Here is a 20,109-nt window from a genome sequence, read left to right on the forward strand (position 1 = left end):
CCTGCTTTCGTCATTGTGACTGATTTGCATCACTGTACCTGTTATCCATCATCTCATTTAAAAATAGTCGGCGATGTGATAAAAGCGATATACCGTGTTGTCCGTCCACGCATACGAATTTTTATAGTCCCAATAACGATGTCTGGAGCTTACCGTATGTGCATTGACTAGCGGCATGCCGCCCGCATCAAAGGCCGTGACCACCGTGCTGTGCTGGAAGGTTCCGTCACCATCCCAATCGTAAAAAATGACGTCCCCCAACATGAGCTGCTCTGGGCGACTCACCTGCTCAGCGGTCAACCCCCATGAGCTGGAGCCCAAATACCGCTCCAGACTGTTGGAAACTGCCCAACTGTAGCTCCACAGTTCACGTCCGGCAACCCGTCCTTTATACCACCAGCCCGATTCTCTTTTACCAGTATAGTGGATCGGTGCTCCCCCTGCAAAGAGGCATTGCGAGATATAATTGGTGCAATCCACATCAAAACCTTCAAACTCCGGATTGAAGCTATCCCACCACTGATCTGCATAGGCCGCTGCTTCTTCGCGGCGATATCGGCTGGGACGTGCTGATGAGCCAAAGCCCAGCACACCGCGATTCAGCAGCGGCAGATTTCCTCCTTGATTAAACGAAGCCTGTTCAAAAGGAACCTCTCCCCCCGCTGGCTTCCTTTCTGCCGGATCGCGCTCAATTCTCGCTACCTGCCAGGCTTCACCCTCGCGTGTGAATGTCAGACGCTCCCGTTCGATCCGATCCTCCCGGTGAGTCATCCCACCCTTCTCATAAAAGAGTCGGACATGCAGTTGTACATCTACCACAGCCTCATCCGGGGTATCCTGCACCATTCGTAGGGGCTTGGCGCGTGTCTCGCTGCGTAGGGGAACAGCATCCCGTTCGTTGTACCACTGCTCCAATCTGGCCGCACGTGCTGCTCGTTCCATCCGCTGACCCACCTCCAGATACTCATCCGGCTGCGGTACACCATTCACTTCACTGCGATTGTATTGATTCACGTAAGCAAAAAGGGCCTGTTTCCATTCCCGCTCCCCCATCCCAATCCCTCCATATTCGTCCCGCTATCCTTTTCCGGGGATAACCGGAATGATGAATAACTTCCTTTCTTGCCTCTCTGGTCTGAAATGCTCTCTATCTATAAGTATGAATCTCTAAAGCTTGGTATGAACATCGAAACGCGAGGGAGCGGGCGTTTTATTTTCCAATCTGCAACGCATCATTTAGGCCAAAAAAACTTTACGGAACCGTCTGAAAACGGTATACTTAATCCAAAAGCAATCATTTTGAAATCATGTTTCATCTAATGAAACAAATTACATTCATCTCAACCTCTAACACGTTATGAACCACTGAAGATGTAATTGAGAACGCAACCAATTTAAACCAACTGTGCAAGACGTCGAAAAAACGACATCCCTATTTTCCCACAAGCATCCACTTCAAGGAGGTAATACTTATGTCAGGAAAAGATCAATTCTCCATCGCCCGTAGTCTGGAAGTTAACGGGAAGCCTTACCGCTACTACAGCCTTAAGGCACTGGAGGAACAAGGAAAAAGTGGTATCGCCAAGCTGCCTTTCTCCATTAAAGTATTGCTGGAAGCCGCGGTTCGACAGTTTGACGGTCGCGCCATTACGGAAGAACATGTGCAACAGCTGACAGGCTGGGCTGAGGATCGGGATACCAACAAGGAGATTCCGTTCATTCCTGCACGCATCGTGCTACAGGATTTTACCGGTGTCCCGGTGGTTGTCGATTTGGCAGCTATGCGTGATACGGTGAAAAAAGCAGGCGGGGACCCGAAGCAAATCAATCCGCTCGTTCCCGTCGATCTCGTTATCGATCACTCGGTCATGGTCGATGCTTTTGGTACCAGTGATGCGCTGGATTACAATATTAATGTAGAGTTTGAACGCAACGAGGAGCGGTACCGTTTTCTGCGTTGGGCGCAAACGGCGTTCAACAACTTCCGCGCCGTTCCGCCATCCACCGGTATCGTCCATCAGGTCAATCTGGAGTATCTCGCCTCCGTTGCCGCTACCAAAACCATTGACGGTGAAACGGTCGTCTTTCCAGATTCCCTCGTAGGAACAGACTCCCATACCACGATGATTAACGGGCTGGGTGTTGTAGGCTGGGGTGTCGGCGGGATTGAAGCAGAAGCGGGCATGCTGGGGCAGCCGCTGTATTTTGTCACTCCCGATGTGATCGGCTTCAAACTGACAGGCAGCCTGTCGGAAGGCTCTACTGCCACCGATCTGGCGCTCACTGTTACGCAAATGCTGCGTAAAAAAGGCGTAGTCGGCAAATTCGTGGAATTTTACGGGCCTGGTCTGGCAAACATCAGCTTGGCTGACCGTGCGACAGTTGCCAACATGGCACCGGAATACGGCGCAACGATTGGCTTCTTCCCGGTCGATGCGGAAACGCTAGCCTACCTGCGCAGCACCGGACGTTCCGATGAGCAAGTAAGCCTCGTAGAGGAGTATTACAAAGCCCAAGGCATGTTCCGCACATCCGATACACCGGACCCTGTGTTCAGCGATACGATTGAGCTTGATCTGGCTTCGGTAGTACCGAGTCTCGCCGGACCCAAACGTCCGCAGGACCGTGTTGAGCTTAGCCGCATGAAAGAAACGTTCGAAGGCATTATCCGTACCCCGGTGGACAAAGGCGGCTATGGACTGAGCGATGAAAAAATCGCACAGAAAATTCCGCTGACCCATCCGGACGGCTCCACCAGCGAGTTGGGTACAGGAGCAGTCGTTATTGCGGCGATCACAAGCTGCACGAATACCTCCAATCCAAGCGTTATGCTCGGTGCGGGCTTGCTGGCCAAAAAAGCAGTACAGCGTGGGCTCAAAAAGCCAGGCTATGTTAAAACAAGCTTGACACCAGGCTCCCTCGTCGTGACGGAATACCTGCAAAAAGCCGGATTAATCGGACCGCTCGAAGCCCTCGGCTTCCATGTAGCCGGTTACGGCTGCGCAACCTGTATTGGTAACTCCGGCCCACTTCCTGACGAAGTGAGTCAAGCCATCACAGACCATGATTTGACGGTTGGCGCAGTTATTTCCGGCAACCGGAACTTTGAAGGCCGTGTGCATGCGCAGGTCAAAGCCAACTATCTCGGCTCACCGCCACTGGTTGTCGCTTATGCGCTGGCAGGCACAGTGAACATTGATTTGGTGAATGATCCTCTCGGTTACGATCAGGACAATCAACCAGTCTACCTGAAAGACATCTGGCCCACTTCCGAGGAAATCAAGGAAGCCATCAGCCTGTCTCTCAGCCCGGATATGTTCCGTCGCAAATACGAAAATGTATTTACTGCCAACGAAAAATGGAACTCCATTCCGGTTCCTGAAGGCGAACTGTATGAATGGGATGAAAACTCAACTTATATTCAAAACCCGCCGTTCTTTGAAGGACTTCAAGATGGCGTACAAGATATCAAGGAAATCCGTAATGCCCGTGTGCTTGCCCTGTTGAATGATTCGGTCACGACGGACCATATCTCACCAGCAGGCAACATTGCCCCATCCAGCCCGGCAGGACTGTATTTGAAGGAGCATGGCGTGGAACGCAAGGACTTCAACTCCTACGGCTCCCGTCGCGGTAACCACGAGATCATGATGCGCGGTACATTCGCCAACATCCGTATCCGCAACAATGTGGCTCCAGGCACCGAGGGCGGCGTGACCAAATACTTGCCAACGGATGAGGAAATGTCCATCTATGATGCATCCATGAAATATCAGGCAGCCGATCAGAACCTGATCGTCATTGCTGGTAAGGAATACGGCACAGGCAGCTCTCGTGACTGGGCGGCCAAAGGTACGCTTCTGCTGGGCGTTAAGGCTGTCATTGCCGAAAGCTTCGAGCGGATTCACCGCAGTAACCTGGTCGGCATGGGTGTACTGCCTCTGCAATTCCAGGAGGGCTATGGCTGGTCCAGCTTGGGTCTCAATGGCCGCGAAACCTTCGACATCCTCAGCATTAACAATGACGTGAAGCCTGGTCAAGAGCTTACAGTGGTGGCTAAACGCGAGGATGGCACAAAGTTCGAATTCCCGGTAATTGCCCGTCTAGACAGCACCGTCGATATCGATTACTACCACAACGGTGGTATTCTGCAAACCGTATTGCGTCAGATGATTCAAGAGTAAAGAGCGTATAAATAACGAAATCCCCTCCAAATGCAGTGGAAACTGCGAATTGAGAGGGGATTTTTTATATGCTTTAAGCTTTTAAAAGGAAACATATGCCGAGAACTGAGAACACTAGGGTTATAAGGAGTGTGAAGAGACCAGGCAGGCTTTCCATGATTACAGAGCCTTCTTCGCTCTTGAACTGACGACTGAGATAGGGTTGAAGCATTAGCATAATTATAAAAGATATGAGACTAATTCCACACAACAACCATACCTCAGGGGAGGATTTGTCAACAAAACGGTCAGCCACATCATTGAAATTGTAGTGGATTGCTACATTCCTAGGCATTCTCGGATACATGAAAAAGTAGATGACTAAAGGCAAAACAGAAATAAGAAAAGACAATACATTAGAAAAATTTAATTTACTTCTCATGGAAATCCCCCTAATATGCTAAATCGATCTGCATTATACAGATATCAGCAGTCTATATTTTTATACCTATGACTTAGAAAGAGAGAAGTAATAAAACTAATCATCGTCGGCAAACAAGATGCGAGCACCATATACACATTAACTTCTTGTCCTAATCCTATAGCGATCCCGATTAAGCCAAAGGCTATCCAAATATAAGCAGAGATACGATGCGTTTTCTTCCAAGCGCTTTCATTCGAAAGCAGCCAAGGAAACTTACGTCATAATTACCCTTATTCTCCATCCCGCCAAACCCTCCATAACAGGAATTGAGTGACTCCTCTTTATTATGCATATTTTCCAATACCAAAAATGGAAGAAACATCACAAAAACAAAAAGCCGATCCTCTCAGGACCGACTTCCAACAATATTCTCCTATAACCTTACCTTCGTGCATACGAGTTACTTCGAAATATCCAGGAAACCCTCTCCGAACACGTCCCGCACGTCATGAATGGTGATGAATGCTGCTGTGTCGATGGCTTTGACTATCTTTTTAAGCGCTGACACCTCTTGTTTACTAATGACGATATACAGCACTTCTTTTGGATTTTTAGTGTAATAGCCGTGGCCTGACAGGACGGTAACTCCACGATCCATTTTCGTAATGACCATCTCGGCAATTTTATCTTGGTGCTCCGAAATGATCATGACTGCTTTTTTCGGGTTCAGTCCTTCGATCATGAAGTCCATCACCTTTGTACCAACGTACAAAATAACGATAGTTAGCATCAATTTTTCCGGACCAATAATAAAATAGGAAGAGAATGCGACAATCAAATCAAAAAACAGCAAGCCATAGCTGATATTCCAATCCAGATACTTGTTGGCGATCCGGGCTAAAATGACCGTTCCTGCCGTTGTGCCACCTACCCGTACGATTAAGCCAATGCCGACCCCCACCAAAACTCCGGCAAATACAGCATTAATCGTCGGTTCATGCGAATCAATCCGCCAGTTGACCGTTAAATGTAAAAACAGCGAGTTAAAAGCGACCGCAATTATAGTGTACAAGGTCGTTCTCTTGTCCAAAAATTTATATCCGACAATCAGCAGCAAGCCATTAATCACCAGATTGACGATCGAGGGAGACCACTGAAACAGGTAGTACAGGATGATCGTGACCCCTGTAACGCCCCCCTCGCCAAATTCATTCGGGATCACAAACAGATTAACAGCTAGCGCGAAAAAAAACGCTCCCAGAATAATAAATGCGATGTCTGCAATACTTTTTTTCATATATGCTCTAATCCTCTCTCTAACATTTCAAAGGATGAATCGCCAGATGGATTGGCTGACTCTTGTTGCCAAAATACGCTGACAACCAGTTCATGGTATCTACTACCAAACATAAAGTCAATACAACTTTGACACTTTAATTCGCCACCAGACTGCCTCAATCCTGACTTGAGGATTCCGCAAAATCCTCCTTTTACAAGGTTATTCGACAAAAAAACACAATCCCGACTACTAAACTAAGAAAACGGGCCTCTAGCCCTTGTTTTAGACCTAGGCACATTTTCCCCTAAAATGACCATCCTCCTAATCCAAATTTTGGACACATATGACCATCTTCCTGTTTTATGTCAAAAGCGTTTTACTTTGAGAAAATGTGGGTATAATGATTGAAACATTACCAAGCAACCTACACGGTATTACGACATCAAGTACATACAAATAGTCCTATACAGACGTCCTAAGCAACTCAATCTGAATTTGACAATATGGAATTGGAGGAATGACCTACATGAATACAATGAACTTAACCGTCCACACCCTGATGCCCTTTCACCACCAATACCAACGTGCCAACGCGGTGAGTATGCAGAAGAAAGAAGATAGCTCGGAGAAGAAGCTCAGCTTTCAGGACATTTTGAATGAAAAAATGGGTAAAAAATAAGGCGCCGTTTATCCGGTTGAATGATCCCACTTTACATAAGAAGCTAAAAAGCCGTAGTTTCCTACATTGACTGTAGAGAACCACGGCTTTTTTAATTCATACGTTCCTAAACTCCACGTTCGTTTTACTGACCGCCATCCCGATACTGCTCTGCCTTCTCACGCATCCCGACAGCTACTGCTTCTTGGGTGTTCAGCCCCTTATCCGCTGCATAGGCGCGAATGTCCTGAGTGATACGCATACTACAAAATTTAGGGCCGCACATCGAGCAAAAATGTGCTTCCTTGGCGCCCTCTGCCGGTAGCGTTTCATCATGGTAGGACAAGGCACGCTCGGGATCAAGCGACAGATTGAACTGATCCCGCCAGCGGAACTCAAAGCGCGCCTTGGACAAAGCATCATCCCGCTGCTGCGCTCGTGGATGCCCCTTCGCCAGATCGGCAGCATGTGCCGCAATTTTGTAGGTAATGACACCCTCGCGGACATCATCCTTATTGGGCAGACCCAAATGCTCCTTAGGCGTAACATAGCACAGCATGGACGTCCCGAACCAACCGATCATCGCCGCCCCGATGGCTGAGGTAATATGATCATATCCGGGGGCAATATCCGTCGTGAGCGGTCCCAAGGTATAGAAAGGAGCTTCCTTACAAATCTCCATTTGTAAATCCACATTCTCTTTGATTTTATGCATAGGGACATGTCCCGGCCCTTCAATCATGACCTGAACATCATGCTTCCATGCGATTTGCGTTAGCTCGCCCAACGTTTCCAGCTCTGCAAACTGTGCTTCATCATTCGCATCATAGATACTACCTGGACGTAGACCATCTCCGAGAGAAAAGGCCACATCATAGGCTTTCATAATTTCGCAAATTTCTTCAAAATGTGTATACAAAAAATTCTCCTGATGGTGCGCAAGGCACCAGGCTGCCATGATTGACCCGCCTCGGGATACAATTCCCGTCATTCTATTCGCCGTCATCGGAATATACCGCAGCAATACACCCGCATGAATTGTAAAATAGTCCACTCCCTGCTCCGCCTGCTCAATCAGCGTATCGCGATACAACTCCCACGTCAGCGCTTCTGCTTCACCGTTCACCTTTTCAAGTGCCTGATACAGCGGCACAGTCCCAATCGGTACAGGAGAATTCCGAATGATCCATTCACGTGTTGTATGGATATTACGGCCTGTGGACAGGTCCATAACCGTATCCGAGCCCCAACGCACCGCCCAAGTCATTTTCTCCACTTCCTCCTCGATGGAGGAGGTAACCGCAGAATTACCAATGTTCGCATTGATCTTCACGTGAAAATGACGCCCAATGACCATTGGCTCACTTTCCGGGTGATTGATATTCGAAGGCAAAATGGCTCGTCCAGCCGCCAATTCCTGCCGTACAAACTCAGGCTCGACCCCTTCGCGGATCGCCGCAAATTCCATTTCGGGCGTAATGATCCCTTGCCGCGCATAATGCATTTGCGTCACTGTACGCCCTTGCGAAGCACGAAGCGGACGATTGGTCACGCCGGGAAATTCCACTGTCTCCCGTTTGGAGCCAGGTTTCAGTCCATTATCCTCCGGCTTGACGGCGCGTCCCTCGTAAGCCTCCACATCGCCCCGTTCCAGTGCCCAAGCTCGCCGTAATGGAGGCAGGCCCTGACGGATATCGACCTGATAGGCTTTGTCGGTCATGGGACCGCTTGTATCATATACACGCAATGGCTCATGATGCTCCGTGCCCTGCGGCGTATGTGTAGGATGAAGAGCAATTTCGCGCTCTGGCACGGCAATGTCCGGCCGCGAGCCTTGAATATATACCTTACGGCTTCCTGGAAAGGGCGTTACCCCACTGGCTTGCTCCCCGTTTGTCTTCTCTACCTCAACTTCTTTTGTTCCTACCAATCTTACTTCTGCTGATTTCAATTCTGTTCCTTTTGTTCCTTCTGCTTCTGTCGGTTTCATTGTCCATTCCTCCCGTTTCGATGAAATGACACACCGATCCGGAACCATTCCCAGGGTGGCGCTGATCTATGCAAAAAAGCCGGTTCCCCAGGGAACCGGCTAATCTAACGAGGCAGCTGTCCAGACAGTGCGCATATGGAATATCCATTCCAATGCGCCACTGAAGACAGCAGCCGCGTATACATTTCAATGGCCGATTACTTCCCTACGCTGGTATGATCCAGATCAGGTGCAAAGGGTCCGGAATCTTGCACGATTCCATCTCAGCCCGGCATTACAGGCTCCCCCAGTAACTGTGATACTTCTATTCACATGAGGCGGATATAACAGACATCCGCCTTCCTTACCAGACTACTTCAAATTTATGGCTTTGGCAACCCTTCTAGGTACCCTTTTACCAAGAAGACACTCCCTATCAAATCACTCTGCTTGCTTCAACTGTGTTCATTCTTGTTACGGAAGCATAAGCCCCATTTCCTTCGCCGCTTCGATCAAAATCGGAGCAAAGTCATGTAGCGTCTCGGGTGCAAGTCGACTGACCGGGCCGGATACAGATAAAGCCGCAGTGACCTGTCCCTTCCGGTTCACAATTGGCGCTGCCACAGCAGCAGCCCCTGGCTCCCGTTCTTCATAGCTGGTCGCATAGCCCTTCTCGCGAATGTCCTGCAGCTGGGCTTTATAGACCTCCGGGTCTACTGAGGGCGGCCATTCATCCCCGCTTAGCAGGGCTTCCAGCTCCTGCGGCGGCATAAAGGCCGCCAGCACCTTGCTGGAGGCCCCTACAGCCAGCGGCATACGCGCACCTACAGGCGCGACCCTGCGGATCGCCTGATTGCTCTGCACGGCTTGTATGCGAATACGCATACTGCCGTCCCGTAAGTACAAGCTGACCGTCTCCCCCAGACGGTCACGTAGTCCTTCCATTGCAGGTTGTAACAGCACCGCCGGCTCGTCACTTTGGGACAAATGCGTGGATAGCTCCCAAATGCGGAAGCCAAGTCGATATTTTTCCGTTTCGGCATTCCGAACGACAAAGCCCCGATCCTCCAACGTAGTCAGCAGCCGATGAACCGTGCTTTTATGTAGACCAATTTTGGAGGCAATCTCCGTCAGGCCAAGATCCGAATTTGCGGTAAAACACAGCAGTATATCAAGTGCACGCTCTACAGCGCGAACGGTTAATTTACGGTCTTCCATCGTGAACCGCTCCTCTTGTATCCATATTCGTTTCACACTATGAAACATGGTTACATAAATTATATAGAATAGTCGCGGCTACTGTAAACCGATGTTTTTGTGACAACCATATTACAGAACGAGAACAAACATCGACAATTCTTTGCATCATTTTTACTTTTCCGGTTCAGGCGTTGACTTTGGATAATCCCCATCATACGATAATAGGTATCTATACGGATCTACACTACTATTTTCAAGTGGAATTATACCTATATTCTATGAAACGAAGATCAATTTTATATAAGGAGGCTCTTACATGATTTCGACATCCCAGCGCAACGCTCAGCTACAGACCGCTGTTCAGGAGCCGTCCACCCCACTCTTTAATCCCCGTCTGCTGCGGTTCAAGCACGTTGTGATAGCTCTGCTGCTGTCGGTCGTCTTTTTTCTGTTGTTTTGTTTTATTGCCTTGCATGCTTACATCGCATGGGTACTTACGAATCCCACCGTTGCACCACTGTACTCTAATCCGATGCAGGCCAAAAGCATGCCTTATGAGGAAGTCAGCTTCCCTGCCAAGGATGGTAGCCGCATGGTACAAGGCTGGTATATCCCGGCGGATCAATCGCGGAAAACGATTATTTTCAGCCATGGTTATGGGGCTAACCGCGAAGAAAGCTGGATTCCCATGTATGATCTGGCGCATTATGCCCACAGTTTGAACTTTAATGTGGTCATGTTCGATTATGGATTTGCGTCACAAAACAGCAAAGCAGTCGCAACCGGAGGCAAAGCAGAATCCCAACAGCTCCTCGGAGCAATTCAGCTTGCGAAGCAACGCGGCTCGTCGGAGATTATCGTATGGGGCTTCTCCATGGGGGCAGGAACCGCTCTTCAGGCGGGCTTGCAAACCAAGGATGTGGACGCAATGATTTTGGACAGCACCTTCCTGCTGGAACCGGATACGCTGTACCATAACATTCACAATCAAATTAATCTGCCAAGACATCCGTCTTTGGAAATTCTGGAGTTGCTGTTTCCAATTTTGAACGGCACCAGCTTGCATCAGATTCCATATCAGGAGGTTAAAAAGGAAAACTACCCGTTCCCGATTATGTTTGTGCATGGTACACAGGATGAAAAAGCTCCTTATCCTATTGCGGAAAAGCTCGCTGCCAATCAAACCAACCCGCTTTCCAGTGTATGGATTGTTAAAAACGGGATACATGAGCTTATTTTCAGAGAGCACCCTCGTGAATATTTGCGACGGGTATCGACGTTTCTAAGCAGTGTACAGGAGCTGGAGGACAAGAAAACCACCGCTGATGCCCACAAACAAACGAATACGAAGTAAAAAATTATTTTTCGAAGAACTATATTCTATTCTTCGCCTGGAAGAAGCCTGTCTATGGACACTTAACCCGTGCCGTAGCTGGGCTTCTTTTTCGTGTTCCATGGGTATTCATTGTTTTAGTAACAGATGTGACCGGATTAAGGGAGTTCATAGACATATTTCCGATGAGACAGTGAATATACTGGGTACGTATGCGTCCAGGGCAGATCTGCCAGATCGGCCGGATAGCCATAGTGGGATACGGGAGGTAAAAAACGATGCTGAGTACTTATGGGTCTTTCCTGCCCTTACGTGTGCTGGAGGAAATTCGGCATTGGAAGCAGCAGGAAAGTTGGCATGTGGAAGTGATTAAATCCGCTACCGAGGGACTAGAGCCTACTTATGTACGGCTGCTGGATGATTGGCGGACTGTATTCGAACAGACGGAACGCACCGCCATAGAGCTGCTTGAAGAGCAACGGAGCGCACTCGATCCGGCAGATCAGGCGTGGCATCAGGAGTGGAAACAGATGTCGGCTGCTCCACAAGCACATACACACGAATTCACTGAACATTCAAAACAGTCAAGAGGATTAGACGCATCATCATCTGTAAAGATGCCATTGTCAGAGTCAGCCTCAAACTCTCAGCTTGACTCACAAGAATTAAATCGTCGATTAGACGATTTGCTGCAAACCGCAAACCGTCAGTCACAGGAGTATGTACGACAGCTCGGGCTGCTAAGCGAGCACAGTCATGCATTGCGTCAGCAACCAAAATCCGCCGGAGTTGTATTACACGCGGCACATGAAAGCCAATATTTCCTGATCTCGACAACCCCCTTTCAGGAACCTGGCTCCATCGCAAGGGCTGCTAGGTTGTATCATGTAGCTACAGAGGGTGAGAATTACCCAGAGGAAGCGTTTCGAGAACGGCAGGCAGGCATAAGGGGAGAAGGCGCATGGACGACTAAAGGCGTCAAGTCCAGCCAGGCGCAACCTTCGGCAACGGAAAAAACCTCAATCGGCCGGTCGGTTCCTATTGGGGGACATCGGCTACCGCCGCTCCCTTACCCCTATAATGCGCTTGAACCGTATATTGATGAGAAAACAATGCGTATTCACCATAACAAGCATCATTTGAGCTATGTGAATGACCTGAATAAAGCGGAAAAGAAACTGGAAGAAGCCCGAAAAACAGGTGATTTTGACCTCGTAAAACATTGGGAACGGGAACTGGCATTCAACGGCGCAGGCCATTATCTGCATACTCTTTTTTGGACGATCATGAGTCCTCAAGGTGGTGGAAACCCAAGCGGCCCGCTGGCTGAACAGATTAAAAAGGATTTTGGCAGCTACGAGGCATTCAAAAAGCAATTCAGTTCAGCAGCCGAAAAGGTCGAGGGTGGCGGCTGGGCTATCCTGGTATGGAGTCCACGCGCGGGACGACTTGAAATTTTGCAGGCCGAAAAGCACCAGAATCTGACTCAATGGGAGTCCATTCCGCTGCTAGCGCTAGATGTATGGGAACATGCATATTACTTAAAGCATCAGGCCGAACGCAACAAATACATTGAAGATTGGTGGCATGTCGTTAACTGGCCAGAGGTTGCAGAGCGCTATACCCAAGCCTCCAAACTGAGATGGCAACCCTTCTAAGCTAAAGAAAAACTACACCTGCAAATCGTATCGCTCTCTGAGTGCTGCCATTTGTTCGGTCAATCCTTCCGGTTGTACCAGCCAGCCAGCGGCAGGTAAAACGGCTGTCCGGCTCTCAACGACACGGCGCAGAGATGCCGTGTACGCCTCAACAGACGGCACTCCAGCCAGCTCTGCCAGGCTACCCATCGTTGCTGGATTCACCCGGGGGTAATCCTGCTGCTGCACGCCTGCCGACGTGTCCCCGGCTGCCTCTGTGTAGAACTCCTGTACCGCCTGTGCACGCTCTACACCACTGTCCTCAATCATCACGAAGGCTGTGATGATATACGCCTTGGCTTGGCGCCGCTGTGCAATGCCGCAAAACTTGCGGCCTCGGACGCTGACATCGTAATCCCCGGGACAGAAGGACCCAGGGATTTCTCCGGTCTGCGCCTCGCCAGACCACGGAACCAGCGCATCGGCAATTAGCGCTGCCATGAGCCGAAAATCCTCATGCAGGCTGATGGCCCGCTGTGGATTCGGCAGGATCAAGGACAGGTTCAGCACCCCCCTGTCCAGCATGACGGCTGCTCCACCCGAGGGGCGTACGCATACCGAGGTTCCCGCGCTGCGCACTCGCTCCATCGCCTGCGGGGCGTAGGGAAGCCTGCGGTCCCGGTGACCGATCACAAGCGCTGACGGATGCCGCCAAAGATGCAAAATGGGTGCAGCTCCTTTCCCTACTTGCCGACAGGCCAGCTCCTCCCAAGCCAGCGGAGACAAAACGTCCTCCTGAGTGGCCGCGAGTGGCGCTTCAAACCACTGCAACTGAGGCAAAGCTGTTGTTTTTTCTGTTGATCTATGTACATTCTCCATACGTTATCCCCTTATCCATAGGCAAATCGTAATTTTAAGGCGGCTATCCCGTCGTCTCTATTTCTGATGTTAACAAAAAAAGGTGGCTACGCCTATGCGTAAACCACCCTTTTTTGTTCATCACATAAACGTCTTGCGATGTTCGATCAATCCTTGAGCAGCGACAGAAATTCTGCGCGCTGCGCTGCATCATCACGAAACGTACCGCGTACCGCAGATGTTACCGTTTTGCTACCAGGCTTTTTGACGCCTCTTGCACACATGCACAGGTGCTCGCCTTCCACGACCACCATAACCCCGTGAGCGGAGACCGCTTCATTTAAAATATCAGCGATCTGTGATGTAATACGCTCCTGTACCTGCAATCGGCGGGTCACTGCCTCTACCAGGCGTGCAAGCTTGCTCAGTCCTACAATTTTGCCGCTGGGTACATAGCCGATATGCACTTTTCCGAAGAAAGGAGCCATATGGTGTTCACACTGGCTGTAATAAACGATGTCCTTCACGATCACAAGCTCCTCGTGATTCTCGTCAAATGTCACACCCAGCGCATCCCGGGGATCAACCTCATAACCCGCAAATATTTCCTCATACATGCGCGCAACGCGTGCCGGTGTTTCCAATAACCCTTCACGCTTGGGGTCCTCACCGATCAGTTGTAAAATCTGCTCCACATGGTACTCGATTTTATCCCGGTTATCCGCAGCTTTGCGGTTAATATAATCTTTTACGCCAGCCACAGTAATCCTCCTCTATGCAGCAACCTCATGCGGCATCCGTGCTCACGTTGCTCATTATTTCCGACGGCCCTGATTTTTACGCGGACCAGGCTGATTTTTGGAGAACTGTTGGTTCTTCATCATCTGCTGGGCTTTTTGCATTTGTTTCCCATTCAGGTTGTAACCCATCTGTTTGGCCATTTTTTGCAGCGTTTCAGGGTCGTTTTGCATCTTTTCAAGCTGTTTACGAAGATAATAAGCACCGATGAAAAATCCCCCAACCAAACCAGCAATCAGGGTAATAATCGGAATGACAATATTCCACACCACGAAGTCGTCACCTCTGTATATTTATATGAAACATCTTGAATTGCACGAACCTATCATAGCAAAACATGGGACAGCTAGCAAATCACTTTTTGCAAACATATGTCCTTATTGTTTCTCCAAATCCAGCAGCTTCGTCTTGACTGGTAAGCCTCCAGCATAACCGACCAAACTTCCGTTAGCACCCGATACCCGGTGACATGGAAACAGAATGGGTAACGGATTTTTGTTATTGGCTCCACCCACAGCACGTACCGCCTTGGCTCGTCCGATCGATTCTGCAATATCTTTGTAGGACACACTTTGTCCGTACGGAATATTTTGCAATGCACGCCATACCTGCTCTTGAAAAGGAGTGCCTCTCAAATCATAGGCTATGCTGAATTCCCGTCGTTCTCCCGCAAAATATTCACGCAGTTGATCCGCGGCTTCGCGCAGCTTTTCCGGCTCCTGCACATAGACATATTCCCCAATCCATGTTCGGGCCCATTGCTGAAGCAGTGCTTCCTTCGCATGGAAAACGCCATAGTCTATTCGGCACAGCCCCCGATCTGTAGCGCACAGCGTCAACGTGCCCACAGGTGTCTCCATTTCATCATAATAAATCGTAGTTGGACCCTGCGAGTCCTCGGCCGTTACTTCTGATTTTGATGATTCAGACGCCTTTTGCTGTTCTGTCTGCTCTTGTTCCTCTAGTTTGGAATGCGCTTGCGCGATCATTTCGCGTACTTGCTCATGTTGTTCCTTCTCTGATGCTTGCTTGATCGCTGTCATAGCGTTTTCCCCTCCTATTCGACTCAAAGCCCACGCCGCCGTGCCTCGCAGCTCGGGACGTGGATCATCCAATAAAACCTCCGTTAATTTGGGCACCGCACTGATATCCTTGAAATTGCCCAGTCCAATGACCGCATTGCGTTGAATGGGCTTCTTCCCCCGCCAAGCCGCCGCACTTTGACCGAATCGGTCTTTAAATTCACGGTTGCTCAAATCCAATAACGGCAGCAGCAACGGCTTCACAATTTCAGGATCGGGTGTAAGCTCGGGATGGTGATCCCAGTTGAGACCCCGATTTTTGGGGCATACCATTTGGCAGGTATCACATCCGTACAGCCGATTCCCTATCTTCCGCATAAACTCCTCATCCAGAAAGCCCTTCGTTTGCGTCAAAAAGGACACACACCGCTGGGCATTCAGCTGCCCAGGACCCACAAGCGCGCCCGTAGGACAGGCATCCAAACATTTGGTACACTCGCCGCAACCATCCGTTACCGGTTCATCTGGCTGGAAAGGAATGTTCGTCAACAGCTCACCTAGATAAATCCATGATCCCAGCGTCGGTGAAATCATCATCGTATTTTTGCCGCTAAAACCAATCCCTGCGCGTTCCGCAACGGCTCGATCCGACAGTTCTCCGGTATCCACCATGTTTTTCAATATGGCATCAGGCACCCGCTCACTTATAAAAGCCTCAAGCTTTTCCATCGCTTCGCGTAGTACCAGATGATAATCTTTCCCCCAGGCTGAACGCGCCAAAATGCCACGGTACTTCCCCTTGTCCGACTTCGGCGGGTCCTTCATTTTAGAAGGGTACGCCACCGCAATAGCAATCAGAGATGCAGGCTGTGAGCCATACAGCTCCGGGTAGATCCGCTTATCAATATCTGGCTCCTCAAAGCCGGATTCATAGCCTTTCGCACGATGCTCTTCCAATATAGCTTTCAGAGACAGAAAGGGGTCAGCGGATGCGAACCCGATGGAGTCGATACCCAGCCCTGGAGCTGCCTCAATAATTTCCTGCTTGAGCGCAGCCCAAGTCAAAGCGGTTCCGGCAGCCGCCTGAGTCAATCCGCGTTGCATCCGATACTCACCTCTCTTCCACTTTTTATCATTACAGATATGAGGATTTGCAAAATTCCCATACCTCAAATTTCAACAGAAAATAGCAGCAGATGCTACCGTAAATTTTTAACAGCACTGGTCGCCAGAAAATCACAGCGATTATTCAGTTCGTTGTCACTGTGCCCCTTAACCTTTACATATTCAACCTCATGCTTACCCATCAGTTCCCACAGTTCTTCCCATAGTTCCTTGTTCTCCACTGGCTGATTTTTACTGTTGCGCCAGCCATTACGAAGCCAATTCTTAATCCAGCCCTGTTTAAAGCAATTGACGACATAGGCTGAGTCACTGTGTACTTTCACATGGCAAGGCTCCTTGAGCAGCTTTAGCGCTTCAATCACGGACTTGATCTCCATACGGTTGTTTGTCGTCATTTTCTCGGCACCTGACAGCTCCTTACGATGCTCCCCATACAGCAAAACGATGCCCCAGCCCCCAGGGCCCGGATTTCCCGAACAAGCACCGTCGGTATATACCATCACTTCTTTCATCATCCTCTTCCTTTCCTCATCGGTAACCGCCTGCTCCGTCATGGTCCTGATCGGTTTGGACGTGTTCCGCATTGATTTCAGACTATAGTTGCTCTATAGCCATTTCCACTCAGATATCGGCCAAAATATAAATTCTGCACGTCCCAGTAAATCTTGAGATTTAATGCTGCCAAAATAGCGGCTATCCTTGCTTGCTGCAATATGGCGATTATCCCCCATGACAAAAAAGTGCTCCGGCTCCACCGTAAAAGGACCATAATCACCATCCTCCACGTCAGAGTTGGTGTAAGGTTCATTTAGTAGTTCACCGTTCACATACAATTGATTATGTTCAACTCGGATGACATCTCCGGGAATACCTATGACTCTCTTCACTAAAAATCTTGGGCTCGACAGCTTGGAATCGGGATCTTTTAAAATCACAATGTCCCCCCTGCCCGGATCATGAAAATTATAAACCAGTTTGTTAACGAACAAATGCTGGCTTTCCATTAGCGTCGGCTGCATCGAATGTCCTCTGACCGTGGACAAGTTAAATACGAACAGGTTCAGAAGCAGCAAGACGACCATGGCGATCAGCAGAGTGACTAACCAATCGCGTATGTAACCAGAGCGGCCTGCTTGTTTGGACGTTTCCGGCGAGGGAAGCGGGCCTGACGAAGGAGCCAAAGCGTCCATAATTAAACCTCCTCAACCCTGTTATAAATAGAAAAGCATATCCCGTACCCGATTGCAACGGTTACTCAGATATGCTCTAAATGTAAATATTATACTTAATGTTATTCAATTCTCTTTATTTCGATTCCCGATTAATGAGGCGCCAAAATACTCAGCTTCTGAAAAGCCTGTAAAATCTGGCTTGCTCCATAGCCCATCGCTTCGTACAAAGGCATGGCCGCACTGTTATGCTTGTCCCCTGCTACCCAAATACGGCTAACCTTACGTTGCTGAAAACGCTGCTCCATGGACTCCACAAGCGATTTGCCGATTCCCATCCGACGACGATCCGGGTGAATAGCGATACGATAGTAACAACCATCATTCTGATCCATCGTGCCGATCAAAGCACCAACGATCTCTCCCTCTTCTTCTGCAACGATGATCAAACCGGAATCCCACGAAAGCTGACGGGCAAACGCACTCACCGTCTCTTTGTAGCACTCCTCTGACAAGGCAATTTGCATGAGTTCCGTTACTGAGTTCACATCACTTAATTGAAAGGAACGAACGTGCATAAGTAATATCTCCCTTTTCGTAAGCATAATAAAAAAATTGAGACAGCACCGTCATTTTTACATAAATCCTTAAATTTCTTATCATGGTGTTAATCACAAGGCATTATGATAAAAATGCATACGATCTGCTATATATGAAATGAAGAACAGGAAAAGGGTGTATGCCCTCAAGTTCGTCATGTCATAGACATGACAGATTATAGCAGACGACAAAAAAGCCGAAATTTCTGCTTCCTTGACCATTAAACCATACTTTTTGACGGAATACATCCCTTTTTCTCATGTAAGCGCTGTATATAAAGCGTTTACATTTTAAAGTTCACAATTTACCTCTTATTACCTATGTATTGTGTATTCCAATCGGGTTTTTGGACATGCTAGCTACCAGGCCGTATTGCCCGGTTTGCTATTTTACAAACAAAAATGTTGATAAAATAGGCTGAATGCGGTTTAATATAACTATCGAGGGTATTATTACATAGGAACACTTACCCAACCATATAACCAGGAGGGATTTTACTATGGCATTTCAATTACCAGAACTTCCTTACGCAAAAGACGCACTGGAACCGCACATTGATGCACTGACAGTAGAAATTCACCATGATCGTCACCATAACACATATGTAACAAACTTAAACGCAGCTCTGGAGAGCGCTCCTGAACTGCAAAGCAAAAGCCTGGAGGATCTGATCTCCAATCTGGACAGCGTTCCTGAAAGCATCCGCACTGCGGTTCGCAACAACGGTGGTGGACACCACAACCACAGCCTGTTCTGGGAAGTTATCGGTCCTAACGGCGGCGGACAACCGACAGGTGCTATTGCTGAAGCAATCAGCAACGAGCTGGGCGGCTACGACAAATTTAAAGAAGACTTCACTAAAGCAGCTACAACACGTTTTGGTAGCGGCTGGGCTTGGTTGGTTGTCGGCAAAGACGGCAAACTGGCGATCACTAGCACTCCAAACCAGGATAGCCCGCTGTCTGAAGGTCTGACTCCGGTACTTGGACTGGACGTTTGGGAGCATGCTTACTACCTGAAATATCAAAACAAACGCCCAGACTACATTGCAGCATTCTACAATGTAATCAACTGGGATGAAGTAAACAAACGTTACGCGGCTGCAAAGAAATAAGCCAGTAACAACATCTCTATCCTATAATAAAGGGCTGTCTCAAAAGTAGATTTTCTACGAATGAGACAGCCCTTTTGGCATTCCATGGTAAACTGGTGGAGTTGATTCTCAAATACAGCTCTGGAGGTTGATGGATGCAGACTTTTTTTCGTTACAACTGGATGATTCGGGAACAATGGTACCGCTGGTGTGAGGAGGTATCACAGGAGGAATTACTGAAACAACGCGTCGGCGGAGTCGGCGGCATTCTAAAGACACTCTTTCATATCGTTGATGTGGAGTGGAGCTGGATTCAAACGATTCAGGGCAAACCCGACTTTCAAGAGGACTTCTCTCTCTATGATACGCTCGACAAAGTCCGTGAGCTGGATGCAAAGTTTCGACTCGATGTCGAGCCGTTCGTGCTCGCCTGGCATGATGGTCTGGAACGGAATAGGTTCGAAGATCACCTCCCGGACGGCAGGATTGTAATTGATGCCTGGGGCGAGGTGATGCGTCATGTTATCGCCCACCAGATTCATCATATCGGGCAACTGTCCGTATGGTCCCGGGAGCTCGGCAAGCCTCCAGTTTCGGCCAATGTAATCGGCAAAGGGCTGATTGAAAGCGATAGTGGAATCGATTAGCTTTAACGAACATACAAATATATTCATGTGACTCAGAGCCGTCCCCGGTCGTTTTTAACGACTGAGGTCGGCTCTTTTACTTTATCATCTATGCTCTCTTGTCCATTCCACGAAGGTTCTATTATTTTTACCCG

The 20,109-nt window shown here is 48.8% G+C and carries 19 protein-coding genes and 1 riboswitch; of the genes, 6 read left to right on the top strand and 13 right to left on the bottom strand.

Annotated features, from left to right (window positions below; genetic code table 11):
- Positions 1-57: 57 nt before the first annotated feature.
- On the bottom strand, positions 58-1,053 hold the full coding sequence (locus tag WA407_RS24635) for an amidase domain-containing protein (protein ID WP_023987006.1): 996 nt from the start codon (positions 1,051-1,053) through the stop codon (positions 58-60).
- 419 nt (positions 1,054-1,472) lie between these two features.
- Between WA407_RS24635 and acnA the strand changes: the two genes are divergently transcribed.
- Positions 1,473-4,184 carry an aconitate hydratase AcnA gene (gene acnA / locus WA407_RS24640; protein WP_254329095.1) on the top strand — a complete coding sequence of 904 codons (2,712 nt, stop codon included), beginning with the start codon at positions 1,473-1,475 and terminating at the stop codon, positions 4,182-4,184.
- A 73-nt stretch (positions 4,185-4,257) separates the two neighbouring features.
- Here the strand turns inward: acnA and WA407_RS24645 are convergent, their stop codons facing one another.
- The 3 genes from WA407_RS24645 to WA407_RS24655 all read right to left on the bottom strand — a co-directional run bounded on the left by WA407_RS24645 (position 4,258) and on the right by WA407_RS24655 (position 5,884).
- A complete protein-coding gene (locus WA407_RS24645; RefSeq protein WP_302058588.1) occupies positions 4,258-4,605 on the bottom strand; it encodes a DUF1648 domain-containing protein in 348 nt (115 codons plus the stop codon).
- A 44-nt stretch (positions 4,606-4,649) separates the two neighbouring features.
- Entirely contained in the window at positions 4,650-4,850 is a 201-nt protein-coding gene (locus WA407_RS24650; protein ID WP_302058607.1) for an SdpI family protein, read from the bottom strand.
- 197 nt (positions 4,851-5,047) lie between these two features.
- Positions 5,048-5,884 (bottom strand): YitT family protein, encoded by an 837-nt coding sequence (locus WA407_RS24655; RefSeq protein ID WP_023987004.1) that lies wholly within the window; start codon positions 5,882-5,884, stop codon positions 5,048-5,050.
- A gap of 508 nt (positions 5,885-6,392) precedes the next feature.
- Between WA407_RS24655 and WA407_RS24660 the strand changes: the two genes are divergently transcribed.
- Positions 6,393-6,545 carry a hypothetical protein gene (locus tag WA407_RS24660; protein WP_010348453.1) on the top strand — a complete coding sequence of 51 codons (153 nt, stop codon included), beginning with the start codon at positions 6,393-6,395 and terminating at the stop codon, positions 6,543-6,545.
- A gap of 124 nt (positions 6,546-6,669) precedes the next feature.
- Here WA407_RS24660 and thiC read toward each other — a convergent pair whose 3' ends face one another.
- Together thiC and WA407_RS24670 are read right to left on the bottom strand one after the other, a co-directional pair.
- Complete coding sequence (gene thiC, locus WA407_RS24665) at positions 6,670-8,514, bottom strand: phosphomethylpyrimidine synthase ThiC (protein ID WP_336078614.1); 1,845 nt, start codon at positions 8,512-8,514, stop codon at positions 6,670-6,672.
- 185 nt (positions 8,515-8,699) lie between these two features.
- Positions 8,700-8,812, bottom strand: a riboswitch (TPP riboswitch).
- A gap of 155 nt (positions 8,813-8,967) precedes the next feature.
- A complete protein-coding gene (locus WA407_RS24670) occupies positions 8,968-9,711 on the bottom strand; it encodes an IclR family transcriptional regulator (protein ID WP_061831535.1) in 744 nt (247 codons plus the stop codon).
- A gap of 298 nt (positions 9,712-10,009) precedes the next feature.
- Here WA407_RS24670 and WA407_RS24675 point away from each other — a divergent pair, with 298 nt between their 5' ends.
- Entirely contained in the window at positions 10,010-11,047 is a 1,038-nt protein-coding gene (locus tag WA407_RS24675; RefSeq protein ID WP_235307240.1) for an alpha/beta hydrolase, read from the top strand.
- A gap of 257 nt (positions 11,048-11,304) precedes the next feature.
- On the top strand, positions 11,305-12,684 hold the full coding sequence (locus WA407_RS24680) for a Fe-Mn family superoxide dismutase (RefSeq protein WP_235307239.1): 1,380 nt from the start codon (positions 11,305-11,307) through the stop codon (positions 12,682-12,684).
- Between the two features lie 12 nt (positions 12,685-12,696).
- On the opposite strand, the gene WA407_RS24685 is transcribed toward WA407_RS24680, so the two are convergent.
- From WA407_RS24685 to WA407_RS24715, 7 genes are all read right to left on the bottom strand, one after another.
- On the bottom strand, positions 12,697-13,542 hold the full coding sequence (locus WA407_RS24685) for a lipoate--protein ligase family protein (RefSeq protein ID WP_336078615.1): 846 nt from the start codon (positions 13,540-13,542) through the stop codon (positions 12,697-12,699).
- A gap of 146 nt (positions 13,543-13,688) precedes the next feature.
- Entirely contained in the window at positions 13,689-14,282 is a 594-nt protein-coding gene (folE, locus tag WA407_RS24690) for a GTP cyclohydrolase I FolE (protein ID WP_013308743.1), read from the bottom strand.
- A 54-nt stretch (positions 14,283-14,336) separates the two neighbouring features.
- The gene (locus tag WA407_RS24695) at positions 14,337-14,591 is read right to left on the bottom strand and encodes a YneF family protein (RefSeq protein ID WP_013308742.1); all 255 of its coding nucleotides are present in this window, start codon (positions 14,589-14,591) and stop codon (positions 14,337-14,339) included.
- A gap of 105 nt (positions 14,592-14,696) precedes the next feature.
- Positions 14,697-16,445 (bottom strand): tRNA epoxyqueuosine(34) reductase QueG, encoded by a 1,749-nt coding sequence (gene queG, locus WA407_RS24700; protein WP_235307237.1) that lies wholly within the window; start codon positions 16,443-16,445, stop codon positions 14,697-14,699.
- A gap of 95 nt (positions 16,446-16,540) precedes the next feature.
- On the bottom strand, positions 16,541-16,978 hold the full coding sequence (rnhA, locus tag WA407_RS24705; RefSeq protein ID WP_023986996.1) for a ribonuclease HI: 438 nt from the start codon (positions 16,976-16,978) through the stop codon (positions 16,541-16,543).
- A gap of 93 nt (positions 16,979-17,071) precedes the next feature.
- Positions 17,072-17,656 carry a signal peptidase I gene (gene lepB, locus WA407_RS24710; protein WP_235307236.1) on the bottom strand — a complete coding sequence of 195 codons (585 nt, stop codon included), beginning with the start codon at positions 17,654-17,656 and terminating at the stop codon, positions 17,072-17,074.
- 131 nt (positions 17,657-17,787) lie between these two features.
- Positions 17,788-18,213 carry a GNAT family N-acetyltransferase gene (locus tag WA407_RS24715; protein ID WP_069291098.1) on the bottom strand — a complete coding sequence of 142 codons (426 nt, stop codon included), beginning with the start codon at positions 18,211-18,213 and terminating at the stop codon, positions 17,788-17,790.
- Between the two features lie 521 nt (positions 18,214-18,734).
- Here WA407_RS24715 and WA407_RS24720 point away from each other — a divergent pair.
- Positions 18,735-19,349, top strand: a complete 615-nt coding sequence (locus WA407_RS24720) for a superoxide dismutase (protein ID WP_023986992.1) — start codon at positions 18,735-18,737, stop codon at positions 19,347-19,349.
- 134 nt (positions 19,350-19,483) lie between these two features.
- Complete coding sequence (locus tag WA407_RS24725) at positions 19,484-19,975, top strand: DinB family protein (RefSeq protein ID WP_235307235.1); 492 nt, start codon at positions 19,484-19,486, stop codon at positions 19,973-19,975.
- The last annotated feature ends 134 nt before the right edge of the window (positions 19,976-20,109 follow it).

The organism is Paenibacillus sp. 203 (assembly GCF_037027525.1).
Classification (GTDB): domain Bacteria; phylum Bacillota; class Bacilli; order Paenibacillales; family Paenibacillaceae; genus Paenibacillus; species Paenibacillus polymyxa_B.